This is a genomic window from Curtobacterium sp. NPDC098951 (assembly GCF_044759965.1).
Classification (GTDB): Bacteria; Actinomycetota; Actinomycetes; order Actinomycetales; family Microbacteriaceae; genus Curtobacterium.
Genome location: NZ_JBIWAG010000002.1, coordinates 368,788 through 387,058, shown reverse-complemented (window position 1 = coordinate 387,058; position 18,271 = coordinate 368,788). Strand labels below are relative to the sequence as shown.

Annotated in this window: 18 protein-coding genes; 14 read left to right on the top strand and 4 right to left on the bottom strand. The window is 71.2% G+C overall.

Going from position 1 to position 18,271, the window contains the following annotated elements; translation table 11 throughout:
* Positions 1-194: 194 nt before the first annotated feature.
* Positions 195-1,184 carry a class II fructose-bisphosphatase gene (glpX, locus tag ACIQUC_RS06495; RefSeq protein ID WP_022906003.1) on the top strand — a complete coding sequence of 330 codons (990 nt, stop codon included), beginning with the start codon at positions 195-197 and terminating at the stop codon, positions 1,182-1,184.
* 125 nt (positions 1,185-1,309) lie between these two features.
* On the opposite strand, the gene rmuC is transcribed toward glpX, so the two are convergent.
* Positions 1,310-2,569 carry a DNA recombination protein RmuC gene (gene rmuC, locus ACIQUC_RS06490; RefSeq protein WP_402264618.1) on the bottom strand — a complete coding sequence of 420 codons (1,260 nt, stop codon included), beginning with the start codon at positions 2,567-2,569 and terminating at the stop codon, positions 1,310-1,312.
* Positions 2,570-2,702: 133 nt separating this feature from the next.
* Between rmuC and iolC the strand changes: the two genes are divergently transcribed.
* The 10 genes from iolC (at position 2,703) to ACIQUC_RS06440 (ending at position 14,032) form a co-directional block, all read left to right on the top strand.
* A complete protein-coding gene (iolC, locus tag ACIQUC_RS06485; protein WP_402264616.1) occupies positions 2,703-3,695 on the top strand; it encodes a 5-dehydro-2-deoxygluconokinase in 993 nt (330 codons plus the stop codon).
* Positions 3,688-4,677: a class I fructose-bisphosphate aldolase gene (locus ACIQUC_RS06480; protein WP_402264613.1), complete on the top strand. Its 990-nt coding sequence runs from the start codon at positions 3,688-3,690 to the stop codon at positions 4,675-4,677. The genes iolC and ACIQUC_RS06480 overlap by 8 nt, the downstream gene beginning before the upstream one ends.
* Complete coding sequence (locus ACIQUC_RS06475; protein ID WP_402264610.1) at positions 4,674-6,185, top strand: CoA-acylating methylmalonate-semialdehyde dehydrogenase; 1,512 nt, start codon at positions 4,674-4,676, stop codon at positions 6,183-6,185. The genes ACIQUC_RS06480 and ACIQUC_RS06475 overlap by 4 nt, the downstream gene beginning before the upstream one ends.
* A gap of 8 nt (positions 6,186-6,193) precedes the next feature.
* Positions 6,194-7,087: a 5-deoxy-glucuronate isomerase gene (iolB, locus tag ACIQUC_RS06470; protein ID WP_402264607.1), complete on the top strand. Its 894-nt coding sequence runs from the start codon at positions 6,194-6,196 to the stop codon at positions 7,085-7,087.
* A complete protein-coding gene (gene iolD / locus ACIQUC_RS06465; protein WP_402264604.1) occupies positions 7,084-8,991 on the top strand; it encodes a 3D-(3,5/4)-trihydroxycyclohexane-1,2-dione acylhydrolase (decyclizing) in 1,908 nt (635 codons plus the stop codon). The genes iolB and iolD overlap by 4 nt, the downstream gene beginning before the upstream one ends.
* 42 nt (positions 8,992-9,033) lie before the next feature.
* The gene (locus tag ACIQUC_RS06460; RefSeq protein WP_402264601.1) at positions 9,034-9,960 is read left to right on the top strand and encodes a sugar phosphate isomerase/epimerase family protein; all 927 of its coding nucleotides are present in this window, start codon (positions 9,034-9,036) and stop codon (positions 9,958-9,960) included.
* A 26-nt stretch (positions 9,961-9,986) separates the two neighbouring features.
* The gene (locus tag ACIQUC_RS06455; protein ID WP_402264598.1) at positions 9,987-11,018 is read left to right on the top strand and encodes a Gfo/Idh/MocA family protein; all 1,032 of its coding nucleotides are present in this window, start codon (positions 9,987-9,989) and stop codon (positions 11,016-11,018) included.
* 71 nt (positions 11,019-11,089) lie between these two features.
* Positions 11,090-12,202 (top strand): transaldolase family protein, encoded by a 1,113-nt coding sequence (locus ACIQUC_RS06450; RefSeq protein WP_402264596.1) that lies wholly within the window; start codon positions 11,090-11,092, stop codon positions 12,200-12,202.
* 98 nt (positions 12,203-12,300) lie between these two features.
* Positions 12,301-13,503 (top strand): Gfo/Idh/MocA family protein, encoded by a 1,203-nt coding sequence (locus ACIQUC_RS06445; protein WP_402264593.1) that lies wholly within the window; start codon positions 12,301-12,303, stop codon positions 13,501-13,503.
* Between the two features lie 124 nt (positions 13,504-13,627).
* Complete coding sequence (locus ACIQUC_RS06440) at positions 13,628-14,032, top strand: tautomerase family protein (RefSeq protein WP_402264590.1); 405 nt, start codon at positions 13,628-13,630, stop codon at positions 14,030-14,032.
* Between the two features lie 3 nt (positions 14,033-14,035).
* On the opposite strand, the gene ACIQUC_RS06435 is transcribed toward ACIQUC_RS06440, so the two are convergent.
* The 3 genes from ACIQUC_RS06435 to ACIQUC_RS06425 form a co-directional block, all read right to left on the bottom strand.
* On the bottom strand, positions 14,036-14,794 hold the full coding sequence (locus ACIQUC_RS06435) for a GntR family transcriptional regulator (protein ID WP_402264588.1): 759 nt from the start codon (positions 14,792-14,794) through the stop codon (positions 14,036-14,038).
* A gap of 160 nt (positions 14,795-14,954) precedes the next feature.
* Positions 14,955-15,413: an SRPBCC family protein gene (locus ACIQUC_RS06430; RefSeq protein ID WP_402264585.1), complete on the bottom strand. Its 459-nt coding sequence runs from the start codon at positions 15,411-15,413 to the stop codon at positions 14,955-14,957.
* A 38-nt stretch (positions 15,414-15,451) separates the two neighbouring features.
* Positions 15,452-16,087: an exonuclease domain-containing protein gene (locus ACIQUC_RS06425; protein WP_022905989.1), complete on the bottom strand. Its 636-nt coding sequence runs from the start codon at positions 16,085-16,087 to the stop codon at positions 15,452-15,454.
* 89 nt (positions 16,088-16,176) lie between these two features.
* Here ACIQUC_RS06425 and ACIQUC_RS06420 point away from each other — a divergent pair, with 89 nt between their 5' ends.
* Genes ACIQUC_RS06420 through ACIQUC_RS06410 form a run of 3 tightly spaced genes read left to right on the top strand, consistent with a single transcriptional unit; the run spans position 16,177 to position 18,250 of the window.
* Positions 16,177-16,764 (top strand): hypothetical protein, encoded by a 588-nt coding sequence (locus ACIQUC_RS06420; protein ID WP_402264582.1) that lies wholly within the window; start codon positions 16,177-16,179, stop codon positions 16,762-16,764.
* An 11-nt stretch (positions 16,765-16,775) separates the two neighbouring features.
* The gene (gene ychF, locus ACIQUC_RS06415; RefSeq protein WP_022905988.1) at positions 16,776-17,849 is read left to right on the top strand and encodes a redox-regulated ATPase YchF; all 1,074 of its coding nucleotides are present in this window, start codon (positions 16,776-16,778) and stop codon (positions 17,847-17,849) included.
* Positions 17,850-17,860: 11 nt separating this feature from the next.
* Complete coding sequence (locus ACIQUC_RS06410) at positions 17,861-18,250, top strand: DUF2510 domain-containing protein (RefSeq protein ID WP_402264579.1); 390 nt, start codon at positions 17,861-17,863, stop codon at positions 18,248-18,250.
* The last annotated feature ends 21 nt before the right edge of the window (positions 18,251-18,271 follow it).

Genomic DNA, 18,271 nt, shown 5'->3' with positions numbered 1-18,271 from the left:
TCCTCGCCGATCGTAGTCAGCAGGACTGGGCCCCGACCGCCGGTTCCGGTGCGACGCGCCAGCGGCGGGCTGGCCGTGCCGGTTGGGAGAGGCGCGGTGCGGGTCACGCCGCCGACGCGCGGCGGGCGTGCACATGCGTTCACGGGCCCGCCGTCCGGACCGGCGGTCGGCCGCCGGTCGGTAGGCTGACGAGCGTGACTCCCACGACGGAAACCGGTTCCCTGTTCCTCCAGCCCGACCGCAACCTGGCGCTCGAGCTCGTGCGTGCGACCGAGGCGGCGGCGATCCGAGCGCAGCCGTGGGTCGGGCGCGGTGAGAAGAACCTCGCGGACGGTGCCGCCGTGGACGCGATGCGGAAGTTCCTCGGCACGGTGAACTTCGACGGCGTGGTCGTCATCGGCGAGGGCGAGAAGGACAACGCCCCGATGCTCTACAACGGCGAGCACGTCGGCAACGGGCACGGCCCGGCCTGCGACATCGCCGTGGACCCGATCGACGGCACCTCGCTGACCGCCGCTGGACGCCAGAACGCCATCTCCGTCATGGCCGTGTCGGACCGCGGCTCGATGTACGACCCGAGCGCGGTGTTCTACATGGACAAGATCGCCGCCGGCCCCGAGGGGCGTGGGGTCCTGGACCTCGACAAGCCCATCGGCGACAACATCCGCGCGCTCGCGAAGGCGAAGGGCAAGGACCTCGAGGACATGCAGATCGCCGTCCTCGACCGTCCCCGTCACGACGAGCTCATCCGTGCCATCCGCGCGACCGGTGCCGGCACGCGACTGCTCCTCGACGGTGACGTCGCCGGTGGCATCGCGGCGGCGCTGCCCGGGTCAACGATCGACATGTGCGTCGGTGTCGGCGGGACCCCCGAGGGCATCATCACGGCGTGCGCGATCAAGGCGCTCGGCGGGGTCATCCTCGGCAAGCTCCAGCCGAAGGACGACGAGGAGCGCGAGAAGGCCCTCGCCGCCGGGCACGACCTCGACAAGGTCCTCGACCAGGACGACCTGGTCACCGGGGACAACACGTTCTTCGTCGCCACCGGTGTAACCGACGGTGTCCTCGTGGACGGTGTCCGGCGCTCGCGTGGCGTCATCCACACGGACTCGCTCGTGCTCCGATCCCGCTCGAACACGATCCGCCGCATCCAGGCCGACCACCGCGCCGAGAAGTGGTTCTGATCCGCTGACCCGCTGACCCGCGGCCGGGTCGAACCACAAATGCGACATCGAACCAGCCCCGCGGGGGAGTTCGATGTCGCATTCGTGGTTCGACGGAGCGGTGCCAGTGTGCCGCGGGCGCGGGGTCAGTCGTCGACGGCGGCGACGAGCTCGGGCGCGGTGAGCAGTCGCGGCTCGTCGTCGATCGACGCCGGGTCCGCGATGACCTTCGACTCGTCGAGCAGCGACAGGCGACGGGCGCTCGGGAGCACCTGCCGTTCGAGCGACCCCACGAAGCGGTTGTAGTCGACGACGGAGCCACGGATCGAGCGCCCGAGCTTGTCGACGTGCCCGGCCATGGTGGCCAGGCGGCCGTAGAGCTCGCGGGAGACCCGGAAGAGCTCGTGCGCCTCTTGTGAGACGACGTCCTGCTGCCACGAGAACGCGACGGTCTTCAGCACGGACCACAGCGTCACGGGCGAGGCGAGGGCGATGCGCTTGCGGAACGCGTGGTCGAGCAGTCCGGGGTCGGCGGCGAGGGCGCTCGAGACGAGCGACTCGGAGGGGATGAACGCGATCGTCAGCTCGGGTGAGGCGTCGTACCCGGTCCAGTACTCACGCGCGGCGAGGGCGTCGACGTGCGCTCGCAGTGCCTTGACGTGCTGCCCGATGAGCGCGTCGCGTCGAGCACCCTCGGCACCGGTCGCGGTCGCAGGGATCTCCGCCGCCTGCAGGTAGGCGCTGAAGGGGACCTTGGCGTCGACGGCGATCGTCTTGCCACCGGGCAGGTGCACCACCATGTCGGGCCGGGCGGTGCCGGCGGCGGTCGTCACCGAGGACTGCACGTCGAAGTCGACGCGTTCGAGCAGGCCGGCGGCCTCGACCACGTTGCGCAGCTGCGTCTCGCCCCACACTCCGCGCGTGCTGTTCGACGACAGCGCGCTCGCGAGGGTGTCGGCGGTGGCCCGGAGGCGTTCCTCGGACTCGGCCGCCGACCGCAGCTGCGCGGAGATCGCCCCGTACTGCTCGCTGCGGGACTGCTCCAGCTCGGCGATCTTGGCGCGCATGACGTCGAGCGTCTGGGCGACCGGGCTGAGCGCGGAGAGCACCTTCGACTCGCCCTGCGACCGGGCGGCGTCGGCACCGTGCATGCGCTGGACGAGGTGCTCGAGTTCGGCGGCCCGGCGCTCGAGCGAGTCGACCTGCCGGCGGTACTGGGCGTCCTGTGCGTCGAGCCGTTCCTCGGCGTCGCGTCGGACCTCGTCCAAGCGGGACCGGAGCGCGTCGGCGCTGGCACGGGAGGTGGCGGCTTCCACGCCGGCGCGCGACCGTGCGAGCGACCAGGCGACGACCGCACCGACGGCGACGCCGATCACGAGACCGATGACCAGGGCGAGGATCTGCATGTCGTGACCTTGTCAGGACCCACCGACACCGCGCCTCCAGGCCGGGTGCATCCATGTCATGACATTATGGCAAACACGGTGTACAGTCGTCATCGTCCGCCGATGAAGCCGCACGGAAGGTCCCTCGCGTCGCATGACGAACCCCGCTCCCCACGCGTACGACGTGATCACGATGGGACGTGTGAGCGTCGACGTCTACCCGCAGCAGACGGGGCCGCTCGAGGACGTCACGACCTTCTCGAAGTCGGTCGGCGGCAGCGCCACGAACGTCGCGATCGCGGCAGCCCGGCACGGCGCCGACGCCGCGGTCATCACCCGCACCGGCAACGACCCGTTCGGTCGGTACATCGCCAGGACCCTGCCGGAGTTCGGCGTCGCGAACGCCTTCGTCGAGACGGTCGCGGGGCTGAACACCCCCGTCGCGTTCTGCGAGATCTTCCCGCCGGACGACTTCCCGCTGTACTTCTACCGGGCACCGAAGGCGCCGGACCTCATGATCACGGCGAAGTCGCTGCCGCTGCACGAGATCGAGCGCGCGAGGGTCTTCTGGACCACCGTGACGGGCCTCAGCGAGGAGCCGAGCCGCAGTGCGCACCACACGGCGATGCGGGCGCGGAGCGACGCCGACGCACCGACCGCGCTGCACACGGTGCTCGACCTGGACTACCGCTCGATGTTCTGGTCGAGCCCCGAGGCCGCGACGCGCGAGGTCGAGGCCGCCCTCGAGCACGCCACGGTCGCCGTCGGCAACCGCGAGGAGTGCGAGGTCGCCGTCGGCGAGACCGACCCCGTCCGAGCGGCCGACGCGCTGCTCGAGCGCGGCGTCGAGATCGCGATCGTCAAGCAGGGACCGAAGGGCGTGCTGGCGAAGACCCACGACGAGTTCGTCGAGCTCCGCCCGCACCGCATCGACGTCGTCAACGGCCTCGGATCCGGCGACGGGTTCGGCGGGGCACTGACCCACGGGCTGCTGCAGGGGTGGGGGCTCGAGCGGACGCTCGCCTTCTGCAACGCCGCCGGCGCCATCGTCGCCACCCGCTTCGAGTGCTCGACCGCGATGCCGACGAGCGACGAGATCGAACGGTTCCTGCAGGACAACCCGACCGAGGAGGCCGTCCGTGCCTGAGATCAGCACCGCCGACTTCGCGCGGCTGCGGGACGTCCGCGCGGGACGGCCGGACCTCGTCCGTGCCGCGCTCGACGCCCGTCGCACGCGCTCCCTGCTCGCCGACGACGGCAAGCTCTTCATCGTCGCCGCCGACCACCCGGCACGCGGAGCCCTGGCGGTCCGGGGTGACGAGTCCGCGATGGCCGACCGCTACGACCTGCTCGAGCGGCTCGTCACGGCCCTCGGGCGACCAGGGGTCGACGGGGTGCTCGGGACGCCGGACGTCCTCGAGGACCTGGCTGTCCTCGGCGCACTCGACGACAAGGTCGTGGTCGGGTCGATGAACCGCGGCGGCCTGCGCGGTGCGTCGTTCGAGATGGACGACCGGTACACGGCGTACTCGGCCAAGGCCATCGCGGACTCCCGGTTCGACTTCGCCAAGCTGCTGGTGCGCATCGCCCTCGAAGACGCGGGGACCGCCCCGACGCTCGAGGCCACGGCGCGGGCGGTGAGCGAAGCGGCGGCGCTCCGGCTGCCGATCATGCTCGAGCCGTTCATGTCCTCGTGGCGCGACGGCCGGGTCGTGAACGACCTCACCGCCGACGCCGTCATCACCTCGATGGCGATCGCCGCGGGGCTGGGGGAGTCGAGCGCGTACAGCTGGCTGAAGATCCCCGTCGTCGACGACATGGAGCGGGTGATGGCGGCCACGACGCTGCCGACGCTGCTGCTCGGCGGGGACCCGTCGACCCGGCCGCTCGAGACCTACGCCAAGTGGGCCGACGCGCTCGCGCTCCCCGGCGTGCGCGGCCTGGTCGTCGGCCGGACGCTGCTCTACCCGCCGGACGGTGACGTCGCCGCAGCGGTGGACGTGGCCGCGGGGCTCGTCCACACCCGCCCGACCGGGTCCGGGTTCTCCACAGATGCCCACGAACCGACCGCTCGGCCCGCGCAGGCCACCACCATGGACCCGTCCATCCCGGAAGGAAGCAACGCATGACCACCACGGAGACCGCCACCACGACCATCGGGCACTGGATCGACGGGGCGCGCGTCGCGTCGGCGTCCGGCAACACGGCCCCGGTCTACGACCCGGCGCTCGGTGTCGCGACGAAGCAGGTGGCCCTCGCGAACGAGGACGAGATCCAGGCGGCGATCGCGAGTGCGAAGGCGGCGTTCCCGGCGTGGGCCGAGCGCTCGCTGGCCAAGCGCCAGCAGATCCTCTTCGCCTTCCGCGAGATCCTGAACCGCGACAAGGCCGAGCTCGCCGAGATCATCACGAGCGAGCACGGCAAGGTCATCGACGACGCGCTCGGTGAGATCGCCCGCGGGCAGGAGGTCGTGGAGCTCGCGACGAACATCCCCAGCCTGATGAAGGGCGAGTTCTCCGACCAGGTCTCGACCGGCATCGACGTCTACTCGATCCGGCAGCCGCTCGGGGTCGTCGGGATCATCTCGCCGTTCAACTTCCCCGCGATGGTGCCGCTGTGGTTCCTGCCGATCGCGATCGCCGCGGGCAACACCGTGGTCCTGAAGCCGAGCGAGAAGGACCCGTCCGCGGCGATCTGGCTCGCGTCGAAGTTCCAGGAGGCCGGCCTCCCCGACGGCGTCTTCAACGTGCTCAACGGCGACAAGACGAGCGTCGACGGCCTGCTCACGAGCCCGGACGTCGAGTCGATCTCGTTCGTCGGCTCCACCCCGATCGCCCAGTACGTCTACGAGACCGGCACGAAGCACGGCAAGCGCGTGCAGGCCCTCGGCGGCGCGAAGAACCACATGCTCGTGCTGCCGGACGCCGACCTCGACCTCGTCGCCGACAACGCGATCAACGCGGGCTTCGGCTCCGCCGGTGAGCGCTGCATGGCGATCTCGGTCGTCGTCGCCGTCGAGCCGGTGGCGGACGAACTCATCCAGAAGATCACCGAGCGCGCGGCCACCCTGCGCGTCGGCGACGGCCGTCGTGGCTGCGACATGGGGCCGCTCGTCACGAAGCAGCACCGCGACAAGGTCGCCTCGTACATCGAGGTCGCCGAGCAGGACGGTGCCGAGGTCGTGGTGGACGGCCGGACCGTCCGAGCCGACGGCGACGAGAACGGCTTCTGGCTCGGCCCGACCCTCATCGACAGGGTGCCGACGACGAGCCGGGTCTACACCGAGGAGATCTTCGGCCCGGTGCTGAGCGTCGTCCGTGTCGCGAGCTACGAGGAGGGCCTGGCGCTCATCAACTCGGGCGCGTTCGGCAACGGCACCGCGATCTTCACCAACGACGGCGGTGCAGCTCGTCGCTTCCAGCGTGACGTGCAGGTCGGCATGATCGGCATCAACGTGCCGATCCCGGTGCCGGTCGCGTACTACTCGTTCGGCGGGTGGAAGAACTCGCTCTTCGGCGACCACAAGGCGTACGGGGCCGACGGCGTGAGCTTCTTCACCCGCCAGAAGGCGATCACGAGCCGGTGGCTCGACCCGTCGCACGGCGGCATCAATCTCGGCTTCCCGTCGAACGGCTGACGCGACCGATGACGAACGAGAACTGGTTCATCCCGGCGGGCTCCCGCCCCGAGGCGGGCTGGACCGACGTGGTGGACGGCCGCATCGCGGGGTGGGCGCACACCGGTCTGCGGACCGGCGCGCTCCGCGACGGGGGCGAGCTGCGCCTCCCGGCCGACGCGGTGGAACGACTCGTCGTTCCCCTCGCCGGCAGCGTCACGGTCGCGCACGACGGCACCACGCAGCCCCTCGACGGACGCGCGAGCGTCTTCGAGGGACCGACCGACGTCCTCTACCTGGGTTCCGGGACCGCCGCGACGATCACCGGCGAGGGCCGGGTCGCCGTCGCCGAGGCGCCCACCGAGACCGTCCGGCCGAGCGCGTACATCGCCCGCGACGACGTCCCGGTCGAGCTCCGCGGCGCCGGGCAGTCGAGCCGACAGGTGCACAACTTCGGGACGCCCGCCGCACTCGACGCCGCGCGGTTCATCGTGTGCGAGGTGATCACCCCCGCGGGCAACTGGTCGTCGTACCCGCCGCACAAGCACGACACGCACATCGAGGGCGAGGAGTCGAACCTCGAGGAGATCTACTACTACGAGGCCGCGGTGTCCCGCGGGGTCGCCGCCCCACCGGAGGCCGCCCCCTTCGCGCTGCACCGGACGTACGCGTCCGACGACCGGGCGATCGACGAGTTCCGTCAGGTCCGCACCGGGGACATCGCCCTGGTGCCGTTCGGCTGGCACGGGCCGGCCGTCGCGGCGCCCGGCTACGACATGTACTACCTCAACGTGATGGCCGGGCCCGACCCGGAGCGCGTCTGGAACATCACCGACGACCCGGCACACGGCTGGGTCCGCCAGACGTGGGAGCACGAACAGCTCGACCCACGCCTGCCCTACCGGAAGGACCCCGTCCGATGACCGAGACCCGTCGGATGACCGTCGGCCAGGCGCTCGTTCTGTTCCTGGCGAACCAGTGGACCGTCGACGGCGACGTCCGCGAACGCACGATCCCGGGGATCTTCGGCATCTTCGGGCACGGCAACGTCGCCGGCGTCGGCCAGGCCATCAAGCAGCTGCACGTCGAGCAGCCGGGACTGCTGCCGTACCACCAGGCCCGCAACGAGCAGGCGATGGTGCACGAGGCCGTCGGCTTCGCGCGGATGCACCGCCGTCGGGCGACCTTCGCGGCGACGGCCTCGGTCGGCCCGGGCGCCGCCAACATGCTCACCGCCGCAGCACTCGCCACGACGAACCGGCTGCCGGCGCTCCTGCTGCCGTCGGACACCTTCGCCACGCGGACCACCGACCCGGTCCTGCAGCAGATCGAGCTGCCGCACGACACCTCGTTGCAGGTGACCGACGCGTTCCGTCCGCTCTCGCGCTACTTCGACCGCGTCGAACGGCCGGAACAGCTGTTCTCGATCGCCCTCGCGGCGATGCGGGTGCTGACGGACCCGGCCGAGACCGGTGCCGTCACGATCGCGTTGCCGGAGGACGTGCAGGCCGAGCAGTTCGACGTCCCCGTCGCCTTCCTGCAGCCGCGCGAGTGGCACATCCGCCGCCCGCTGCCGGAGCACGGCCCGCTGGCGCGTGCGGTCGAGGCGATCCGGGCGGCGAAGCGCCCGGTCATCGTCGCCGGTGGTGGCGTGCTCTACGCCGGCGCCGAGGGCGAGCTCGCCGCGTTCGTCGAGGCGACCGGCATCCCGGTCGGCACCTCGCAGGCCGGCGGCGGGTCGCTCGTCTGGGACCACCCGCAGTACCTCGGCGGCATCGGTGCGACCGGCACGGCTGCCGCGAACGCGATCGCCGCACAGGCCGACGTCGTCATCGGGATCGGTACGCGGTACAGCGACTTCACGACGGCCTCGCGGACGGCGTTCCAGAACCCGGACGTCACGTTCGTCAACATCAACGTCGCCGCGTTCGACGCCTACAAGCACGGGTCGCAGCTCCCGCTGATCGCGGACGCCCGGGAGGCGCTGGTCGCCTTGACCACGTCGCTCACGTCCGACTCGTCGTACGCGGTCGACGCTGGCTACGCGGCCGAGATCGCCGAGCGGAAGCAGGAGTGGGACGCCGTCGTCGACCGCGCGTTCGCACCGTCGGGTCGCGCCCTGCCCGGGCAGTCCGAGATCATCGGCGCGGTGCAGTCCGCGACCGACCCGCGGGACGTCGTCATCCAGGCGGCCGGATCGCTGCCCGGCGACCTGCACAAGCTCTGGCGGGTGCGGGACGCGCTCGGGTACCACGTCGAGTACGCGTTCTCCTGCATGGGCTACGAGATCGCCGGCGGCATCGGGGTGCGCCGTGCCGCCCCGGACCGCGACGCGATCGTGATGGTCGGTGACGGCAGCTACCTCATGCTCCACACCGAGCTCGTCACCGCGGTCGCCGAGGGCATCAAGATCGTCGTGGTCCTCATCCAGAACAACGGGTTCGCGTCCATCGGGCACCTGTCCGAGACGGTCGGCTCCGAGCGGTACGGCACGAAGTACCGGTACCTCGACGACACCGGCTCGTTCGAGAACGACGACGTGCTGCCGGTCGACCTCGCCGCGAACGCCCGCTCCTACGGCGTGGACGTCATCGAGGTGCAGCCGGGGCCGAGCGCCATCGACGACCTCCGGGCCGCGGTGCGTCAGGCGAAGGCGAACGACCACACCACGCTCGTGCACGTCCACTCCGACCCGCTCGTCTACGCCCCCGACGGCGACGGCTGGTGGGACGTGCCGGTCGCCCAGACCTCGACCCTGCCCACGACGCAGGCCGCGCGCGCCGCGTACGAGCAGCAGGTCACGGCGCAGCGCCCCCTGCTCGGCTGAACACCCCTCCGACCCGACCCCTCCGCAAAGGACGACGACGTCATGACCGACACCGCCACCGCCACCGACGCCATCCGGATCGGCACCGCCCCCGACTCGTGGGGCGTCTGGTTCGCGGACGACCCGAACCAGGTCCCGTGGCAGCGCTTCCTCGACGAGGCCGCGGCCGCCGGCTACGAGTGGATCGAGCTCGGCCCGTACGGGTACCTGCCGACCGATCCGTCGCAGCTGTCCGACGAGCTCGAGTCCCGTGGGCTGCAGCTCTCGGCCGGCACCGTGTTCACCGGCTTCCACAAGGGCGAGGACCAGTTCCAGCGCGCCTGGGACCAGGCCGTCAAGGTCGCCGGGCTCGCGTCCGAGCTCGGCGCGGAGCACCTCGTCACGATCCCGGACCTGTGGCGCTCGGACGCCACGAACCAGGTGCTCGAACCCCGGACCCTGACGGACGAGCAGTGGGAGCGGTTGGGGAAGGGCCACGACCAGCTCGGCAAGGCGCTGCTCGAGGAGTTCGGCGTCCACCAGCAGTTCCACACCCACGCCGACAGCCACATCGGCACCTACCGGGAGACCGTCCGCTTCCTGTCGGAGACGGACCCGGCGTACACGAACCTCTGCCTCGACACCGGGCACTTCGCCTACTACGGCGGCGACAACCTCAGGATGATCGCCGAGCACCCCGAGCGGATCGGCTACCTGCACCTCAAGCAGGTCGACACCGACCTGCTCTTCGACGTGCTGAAGAACGACGTGCCGTTCGGCACCGCGGTGGCGCAGGGGATCATGACCGAGCCGCCACACGGCACCCCGGAGCTCGCCCCGATCATCGAGGCGGTCGCGGCGATCAACCCGGACGTCTTCGGGATCGTCGAGCAGGACATGTACGGCTGTTCCGTCGATGCTCCCGGCCCGATCGCCGAGCGCACGTTCCAGCACATCTTCGGCTCGACCGCCGCCGCCCGGACGCGCTGACGCGCCGACCACCACTGGAGACCAGCATGAGCACCACCGAGAACCTCCGCGTCGCCGTCGTCGGTGCCGGCGCGATGGGCAGCGACCACGTCCGCCGGATCACCTCCACGATCGCCGGCGCGGACGTCGTCGCGATCGTCGACCCCGACACCGCGCGTGCCACGGCCGCCGCGGCGACGGTGCCCGGTGCGATCACCGCCGCGTCGTTCGAGGACGCCCTCGACGCCACCGGGATCGACGCGGTCATCGTCGCGACCCCGGGGTTCCTGCACGAACCCGTCCTCGTGCCCGCCGTCGAGCGGGGCCTCGCCGTCCTGTGCGAGAAGCCGCTGACGACGAGCGCCGAGGACTCCCTGCGCATCGTCGAGCTCGAGCAGGCGAAGGCCGACCGTCCGATGATCCAAGTCGGCTTCATGCGGCGCTTCGACAAGGGGTACCAGGAGCTCCGGGCGCTGCGGGAGTCGGGGTCGAACGGCGCACTGCTCGCCCTGCACCACGCGCACCGGAACCCGACCACGCCGCCGAACTTCAGCGAGTCGATGCTCATCCACGACTCGGTGATCCACGAGATCGACATCATCCCGTTCATCACGGGCGAGCCGATCGTCGCCGTCGAGGTGAAGAAGCCGCGCAAGAGCTCCCTCGCCCCGGCCGACCTGCCCGAGCCGCAGTTCGTCCTGTTCACGACCGAGTCCGGCACCATGGCGATCGTCGAGATCAACGTGAACGCCCAGTTCGGGTACCAGGTGACGACCGACGCGGTCTTCGAGTCCGGTGTCGCGTACATCGGCCGCGAGACCTCGATGACCCTCGTCTCGCAGGGGATCTCCGGCCAGGGCGTCACGCCGTCGTTCGTGGAACGCTTCGGCGCCGCCTACGACGAAGAGGTGCAGCGCTGGGTCGACGCCGCCAAGCAGGGCGGCATCGACGGTCCGAGCGCGTGGGACGGCTACACCGCCTCGGTCGTCGCCGGGGTCGCGGTGCGGGCCCAGCAGTCCGGCGCCCTCGAACACGTCGCGTACGCCACCCGGAAGCCGGCGTTCTACGAGACGGCCTGACCGATGCCGGACGAACCCGCGGCCCAGGTCTCGCGCTCCCGACTCGCCACGATCACGAAGGGACCCTCCCGATGACCGACACGCTGTCGACCACGGCGACCTCCGACGCCGACGCCCGCCCCGTCACCCGGCAGGCCGCGGACCAGACCCCGACCGCCCTGTGGAACGACTCGGCGGACCTCCGCGAGCTCGCCACCGCGATCCACGAGTACGGGGCGGTGGGGGCCACGTGCAACCCGGTGATCGCCTACACGTGCATCCAGCAGGACCCCGAGCGCTGGGTGCCCCGCATCCGCGAGATCGCCGCCGAGCACCCGACGGCGGGGGAGTCCTGGATCGGCTGGAAGGCCGTCGAGGAGCTCTCGATCGCGGCGGCCGCACAGCTGCTGCCCGCGTTCGAGGCGTCCGGCGGCCGCAACGGTCGACTGAGCATGCAGACCGATCCGCGGTTCCACCGCGACCAGGACGCTCTCGTCGAGCAGGCCGTTCGGTTCTCGCAGCTCGCGCCGAACATCATCGTGAAGATCCCGGCGACGAAGGTCGGCATCGCGGCGATCGAGGAGGCGGCGTACCGCGGTGTCTCGATCAACGCCACGGTGTCGTTCACGGTGCCGCAGGTGGTGGCCGTGGGCGAGGCGATCGAGCGCGCCCTCGATCGTCGCGCCGCCGACGGGCTGCCGCAGCAGGAGTTCGGTCACGTCGTCACGCTGATGGCGGGCCGGTTCGACGACTGGCTGAAGACCGTCGTGGCGCGCGAGCACGTCATGGTCGACCCCGGCATCCTCGAGTGGGCGGGCATCGCCGCGGTGAAGCACGCCTACCGGGTCTTCCAGGAGCGTGGCTTCCGGTCGCGGGTCCTCGTCGCCGCCTTCCGGAACCCGCTGCAGTGGTCGGAGTTCCAGGGTGGTGACCTCGTCGTGTCGCCGCCGTTCCAATGGTCCAAGGACATCAACGACAACGCCTTCCCGTGGCGACCGGACGCGATCCACGACGAGGTCCCGGCAGCGGTCATCGCGGCGCTCCGTGCGGCCACGCCGGAGTTCGCGCGTGGCTACGACGTCGACGGCATGACGATCGACGAGTTCGACCGCTTCGGGGCGACGGTCACCACGCTGCGGCAGTTCCTCGACGCCGACGCGAAGCTCGACGCCCTGGTACGCGACATCATCGTGCCGGCAGCATGACCGCGACTCCACCCGCACCCGGGCCCGAGCCCGTACCCGCACCCGCACCCGCACCCGAGCCCGTACCCGCACCCGGGGCTGCGCCCGGGCCCGAGCCCGTGCCCGCGCCCGCCACCATCGGGGTCGGCCTCATCTCGGTCGGCTGGATGGGGCGCCTGCACTCCCGCGCCTACCGGGCCCTGCCCGACCACTTCCCGGAGCTCGGCGTCCACCCCCGGCTCGTCGTCGCGGCCGACCCGATCGAGGCCGCCCGCGACCAGGCCACGTCGCGGCTCGGCTACGACCGTGCCGTCGCCGACTTCCACGACGTCCTCGCCGACCCCGAGGTCGACGTCGTGTCGATCTGCTCGCCGAACTTCCTGCACCGCGAGATGGCGGTCGCCGCCGCCGAGGCGGGCAAGCCGTTCTGGATCGAGAAGCCGATGGGGCGGTACGCCAGCGACTCCCGCGCGATCCACGAGGCCGTCCAGCGCGCGGGCGTCGTCACGAGTGTCGGCTTCAACTACCGGCACGCCCCCGCCGTCCAACGCGCCAGGGAGCTGGTGCGCACCGGTCGGCTCGGTCGGATCACGAACGTGCGCGGATCGCTCCTCGCCGACTACTCGGCCGATCCCGCGGCGCCGCTGACCTGGCGCTTCGAACGAGAGCGTGCCGGGTCGGGGGTCCTCGGCGACCTGCTCTCGCACGGCCTCGACCTGGCGCAGTACGTCGTCGGCCGGATCGCGTCCGTGACGGCGCTCGCGGAGACCTTCATCGCCGACCGCCCGCTCCCCGGCGCCGGCATCGTCGACCGCAGTGCCGCCGCGACGGGGGAGCGGAAGCCCGTCGAGAACGAGGACTACGCGGCGCTCCTCTTCCGCTTCGAGGACGGTGCCGTCGGCACGATGGACTCCAGCCGGGTGATGCGCGGGCCGCACGCCGAGTACACGCTCGAGGTCTACGGCACGCGGGGGTCGATCCGGTGGGACTTCCAGCGCCTCAACGAGCTCGAGGTGTTCCTCGACGGGCAGGAGGTCGACGGGTACGCCACCCACTACGTGGCCCCGGGTGACGGCGAGTTCGCCCGCTTCCAACCGGGCGCCGGCACCGCCATGGGGTACGACGACCTGAAGACCGTCGAGGCGGCGCAGTTCATCGCGAGCGTCCGGCGCGGGGAGCAGTTCGCGCCGTCGGTCGCCGACGGCCTGGCGGCCGCGTCGATCGTGGAAGCGGCCGAGGCGTCGCTCGCCGACGGTGCGTGGCACGAGGTCGCGCGTGTCGACGGACCGCTCACCTACGAGGCGGCGACACCGGTGCTCTAGCCGGCCACGACGGACGGACGGGAGGCGCGGTGCCAGCTGGCACCGCGCCTCCCGTCCGTCTGGGTGTCGCGATCCACCGACGTGGTACTTTGACAGGACAAAGTCCCGAACTGCAGGAGGCGCCATGCCGCTCGTCCGTATCGACCTCACCACCGGCCGCGCCCCCGAGGCCGTGCGCGCCATCGCCGACGCGATCCACACCGCCATCGTCGATGTGTACGGGATCCCGGCCCGCGACCGCTTCCAGGTCATCACCGAGCACCCCGCCCAGCAGATCATCGCCGAGGACGCCGGGCTCGGGTTCGAGCGCACCGACGGCGTCGTCATGATCCAGGTCTTCACCCAGCGGGGGCGGGACCAGGCGGCGAAGCAGGAGCTCTACCGGGCGATCCACGACGGGCTCGCCGCGGTCGGGGTGGCGTCCGAGGACGTCTTCATCGGGTACGTCGAGAACGGTCCGGAGGACTGGTCGTTCGGCTTCGGTCGCGCGCAGTACGTGACCGGCGAGCTCGGCGTGCCGTCGGCCTGAGTCCTACTTGTCGACGAGCGTGACCTCGAACGAGTAGCGGTCCGGTCGGTAGCAGTGCACGCCGTACTCGACCGCTCGACCCGAGGCGTCGTAGGCCGTGCGGCTCATCGTCAGCACCGGGTCGCCGTCCTCGATCTCGAGCAGCGTGGCCTCCTCGTCGGTGACGGCACGGGCACCGATCCGCTGCTTCGCGACCCGCATCGTCACGCCGCGGCCGCGCAGCAGCTGGTAGAGGCCGTGCGACTGCAGGTCGTCGTCGGTGATCTCGAGGAACTCGGGCGGCAGGTAGTTCTCGAGGATCGCCATCGGCACGTCCTCGGCGAAGCGCACGCGGCGGATGTGCGCGACCGTGGTCCCCGGTGCGATGCCGAGGGCCTCGGCGACGACCTCCGGCGCGGGGACGTCGTTCCGTTCGAGCAGCTTCGTCGCGGGCGCCTGCGACCCCTGCGCGAGGTCGTCGTACAGACTCGTGAGCTCGACCTTGCGGGTCACGGGGCCGTGCACGACCTGCGTGCCGATCCCGCGGCGACGCACCAGCAGGCCCTTGTCGACGAGGTCCTGGATCGCCCGGCGGATGGTCGGACGCGACAGTCCGAGCCGCTCACCGAGGGCGATCTCGTTCTCGAGACGGGCACCGGGCGGCATGGCGCCGGAGCGGATCGACTCCTCGATGCGCGAGGCCACCTGGAAGTACAGGGGCATCGGCCCCGACCGGTCCAGGTCCAGGAACAGGTCGGACGGCAGCTGGCCATCGTTGGTCATCGCGGTCCTTCAGCAGTACGGTTCGGCGGCGGCACCGAGGGATTGTCATGACAATACCACCGGGGCTCATGCGGTCCCGGCCGCACCACCGGGCCTCGTGCGGTCCCGGCCGCACCACCGGGGCTCGTGCGGTCCCGGCCGCGGTGCCGTGCGGTCGTCGTCAGCGCTCGACGACGACCTTGAGCCGCGCGAGGCCCTTCTCGAAGTCGCCCCCGATGAACCGCTCCATGTTCATCACCAGGTTGACGATCCTCGACATCACCGTCACCGGGCTCGTCATCGTCCACACCACACGGGTGCCGCCGGGGACCTCGTCGAGCCGGAACGCGGTGGTGCTCGACGACGCGAACGGTGCCGTGAACCGCAGGCCGATCTCCACCTCGTCCGCGGTGACCCGCCGCACGACCATGTCGCCGCTGCCGGCCTTGCGGTTGCCCTTCCACGCGTACGTGGAGCCGACCGCGCCGGGTGTCCCGCCGTACTCGCGGTGCAGCTCGGGGTCGCGGCCTTCCCACGGCGACCAGTCCACCCACCGGTGGAGGTCGGACAGGTGCGGCAGGATCGTCGACGCTGGCGCGGCGATGACGACGTCACGCTCGATGGTGGTGGTCGCGGCCATGCGCTGAGCGTAGCGGTGGAACGGCGCGGCGGGGAGGGTCAGTCGGCGAAGATCATCGGGCGGTTCGACAGTCGCGGCTGCGGAGCCGTGCGCGGCTGCTCGGCTCGTGCCCGCACCGGAGCGATGGCGACCCGGACCGCGGCACCCAGCGCCTCGACCGTGTCCGTGCCGTGGTGCCCGGCCGCGTGCACGACGATCGCCGCGCAGGCCTCGGCATCGGCGGCGGCATCGTGGTGCTGGAACCCCTCGTACCCGGCGGCCCGTGCCGCCATCGGCAGCCGGTACGAGTCGAGGGTGTAGGTCTTGCGGGCGACCTGCAGCGAGCACAGCGAGTGGTGTTCCGCGAGGTCGATCCCCGTCGCCGAGCACCCGCCCGCGATCACGCCCATGTCGAACCGGGCGTTGTGCGCCACGAGCACGTCCCCCTCGGCGAACGCGACGATGTCGGGGTACTGCTGCTCCCACGACTTCGCCCCGACGACGTCCGACGCGACGATGCCGTGGATCCGGGTGTTCCACTCGAGGAAGGCGTCGTGCCCCACCGGCGGCCGGATGAACCAGGACGCCCGCTCGACGACCCTGCCGGCACGGACCTTGACGAGTCCGACCGAGCAGGCGCTGGCGGGCGAGCTGTTCGCGGTCTCGAAGTCGATCGCGGTGAAGTTCAACGGCACGGCTCCGATGGTCGCACGCGGCGCCGACATCGCTGGAAGCCGCCCCGGCGTTGCGGCCGGGTCGGCGGTCCCAGCCGTACGGTGGGCGGATGGGGAACCGCACCGACCGACCGCCGCTCGTCCTCGTGCTCGCCGGGTCCGGCTACGGCCAGCAGGCACCGTTGCTCTGGTGGTCCCGCGAGATCGCCACCGCGGCCGGGTGCGAGGTCGTCGCGCCCGGCTGGGACGTCGACGACCGTGCTGCGACCGATCCCGTCGGCTTCGTCGAGGCCGCCGTCGCTGACGCGCTCGGCGGCCGGTTGCCCGACCTCGTCGTCGCGAAGTCCTTCGGGTGCTTCGCCCTGCCGTGGGCGGTCCGGAACGGGGTCGCAGGCATCTGGCTCACGCCGGTGCTGACGCACGACGACGTTGCTCGTTCCCTCGCCGACGCGGGTGACGAGCACGTCGCCATCGGGGGTGGGGTCGACACCATGTGGCGGCCCGAGCGTGCGTCGGGGACGGCCGCGCGCCTCCAGACCGTCGGCGGTGCCGACCACGCGCTGCAGGTGCGCGGCGACTGGCGGCGCTCGCAGCGGTTGCAGACCGACGTCCTCGACGTCGTCGAGCGCGCGATCACGCGGGTCGCTGAGGCATCGGGCTGGAGGCGCGGGTCGGCCCCGGCTGGCGGCCGCCGGTAAGCTGTCCTCCCGTGGCACTCACCATCGGAATCGTCGGTCTCCCGAACGTCGGCAAGTCGACCCTGTTCAACGCCCTGACCAAGAACCAGGTCCTCGCCGCGAACTACCCGTTCGCGACGATCGAGCCGAACGTCGGCGTGGTGAACCTGCCGGACCCGCGGCTGGACCAGCTCGCGACGCTCTTCAACTCCGAGAAGACCGTGCCGGCCCCCGTGTCGTTCGTCGACATCGCCGGCATCGTCAAGGGCGCGAGCGAGGGCGAGGGGCTCGGCAACAAGTTCCTCGCCAACATCCGCGAGGCCGACGCCATCGCGCAGGTCGTCCGCGGCTTCACCGACGACGACGTCGTGCACGTGGCGAACAAGGTGTCCCCGAAGGACGACCTCGAGGTCATCAACACCGAGCTGATCCTCGCCGACCTCGAGACGATCGAGAAGGCCCTGCCGCGGTACGAGAAGACCGTGAAGCTCAAGCAGGCCGAGCCGATCGTGCTCGAGACCGCGCGCGAGGCCAAGGCAGCGCTCGAGCAGGGCACGCTCCTGTCCGCCACCTCGATCGACCTCGCACCGATCGCCGAGCTCGGGCTGCTGTCGGCCAAGCCGTTCATCTTCGTCTTCAACGTCGACGAGGCGATCCTCACCGACGAGTCGCGCAAGGCCGAGCTGGCCGCGCTTGTCGCTCCCGCCCAGGCCGTCTTCCTCGACGCGCAGGTGGAGTCCGAGCTCATCGAGCTCGACCCGGCAGACGCCGCGGAACTCCTCGAGTCGACCGGGCAGACCGAGTCCGGCCTCGACCAGCTGGCCCGCATCGGCTTCGACACCCTCGGGCTGCAGACCTACCTGACGGCCGGTCCGAAGGAGGCCCGGGCGTGGACGATCGGCAAGGGGTGGAAGGCGCCCCAGGCTGCCGGTGTCATCCACACCGACTTCGAGAAGGGCTTCATCAAGGCCGAGGTCATCTCGTTCGAGGACCTCATGACCGCCGGTTCCATCGCCGAGGCCCGTGCGCACGGCAAGGCCCGGATCGAGGGCAAGGACTACGTCATGCAGGACGGCGACGTGGTGGAGTTCCGCTTCAACAACTGATCGACGGGGTCATGACGAACGCACAGGCGGGTTGGTACGACGACGGTTCCGGCACGATGCGGTGGTGGGACGGCGCCGCGTGGACGGAGCAGGTGCAGCCCGCGGCGGCGCCCGCGCCCGGCGTGGGCGGGTTGATCGACCGCATCCAGGCCGAGGCCTCGGCCGGCGGCCAGCCCCGACCGGCTCCGGCGGGAATGAGCTACGTCGTGCTGCAGGTCGTGCTCAAGGAGAAGTTCTTTGGGACTGGGTCGGGGAACCTCACGGAACTCGAGCGTGCGATCAACGCGCAGGCGGCGCTCGGCTACCGGCTGCACACGATCACCACGTCGTCGTCGGGCAGCACGGGGTTCGGGGGCGGCGACCGGATCCAGGCGACGATGGTGTTCGAGAAGCTCGTCTGACGCGGACTCCGTCCACGTCGC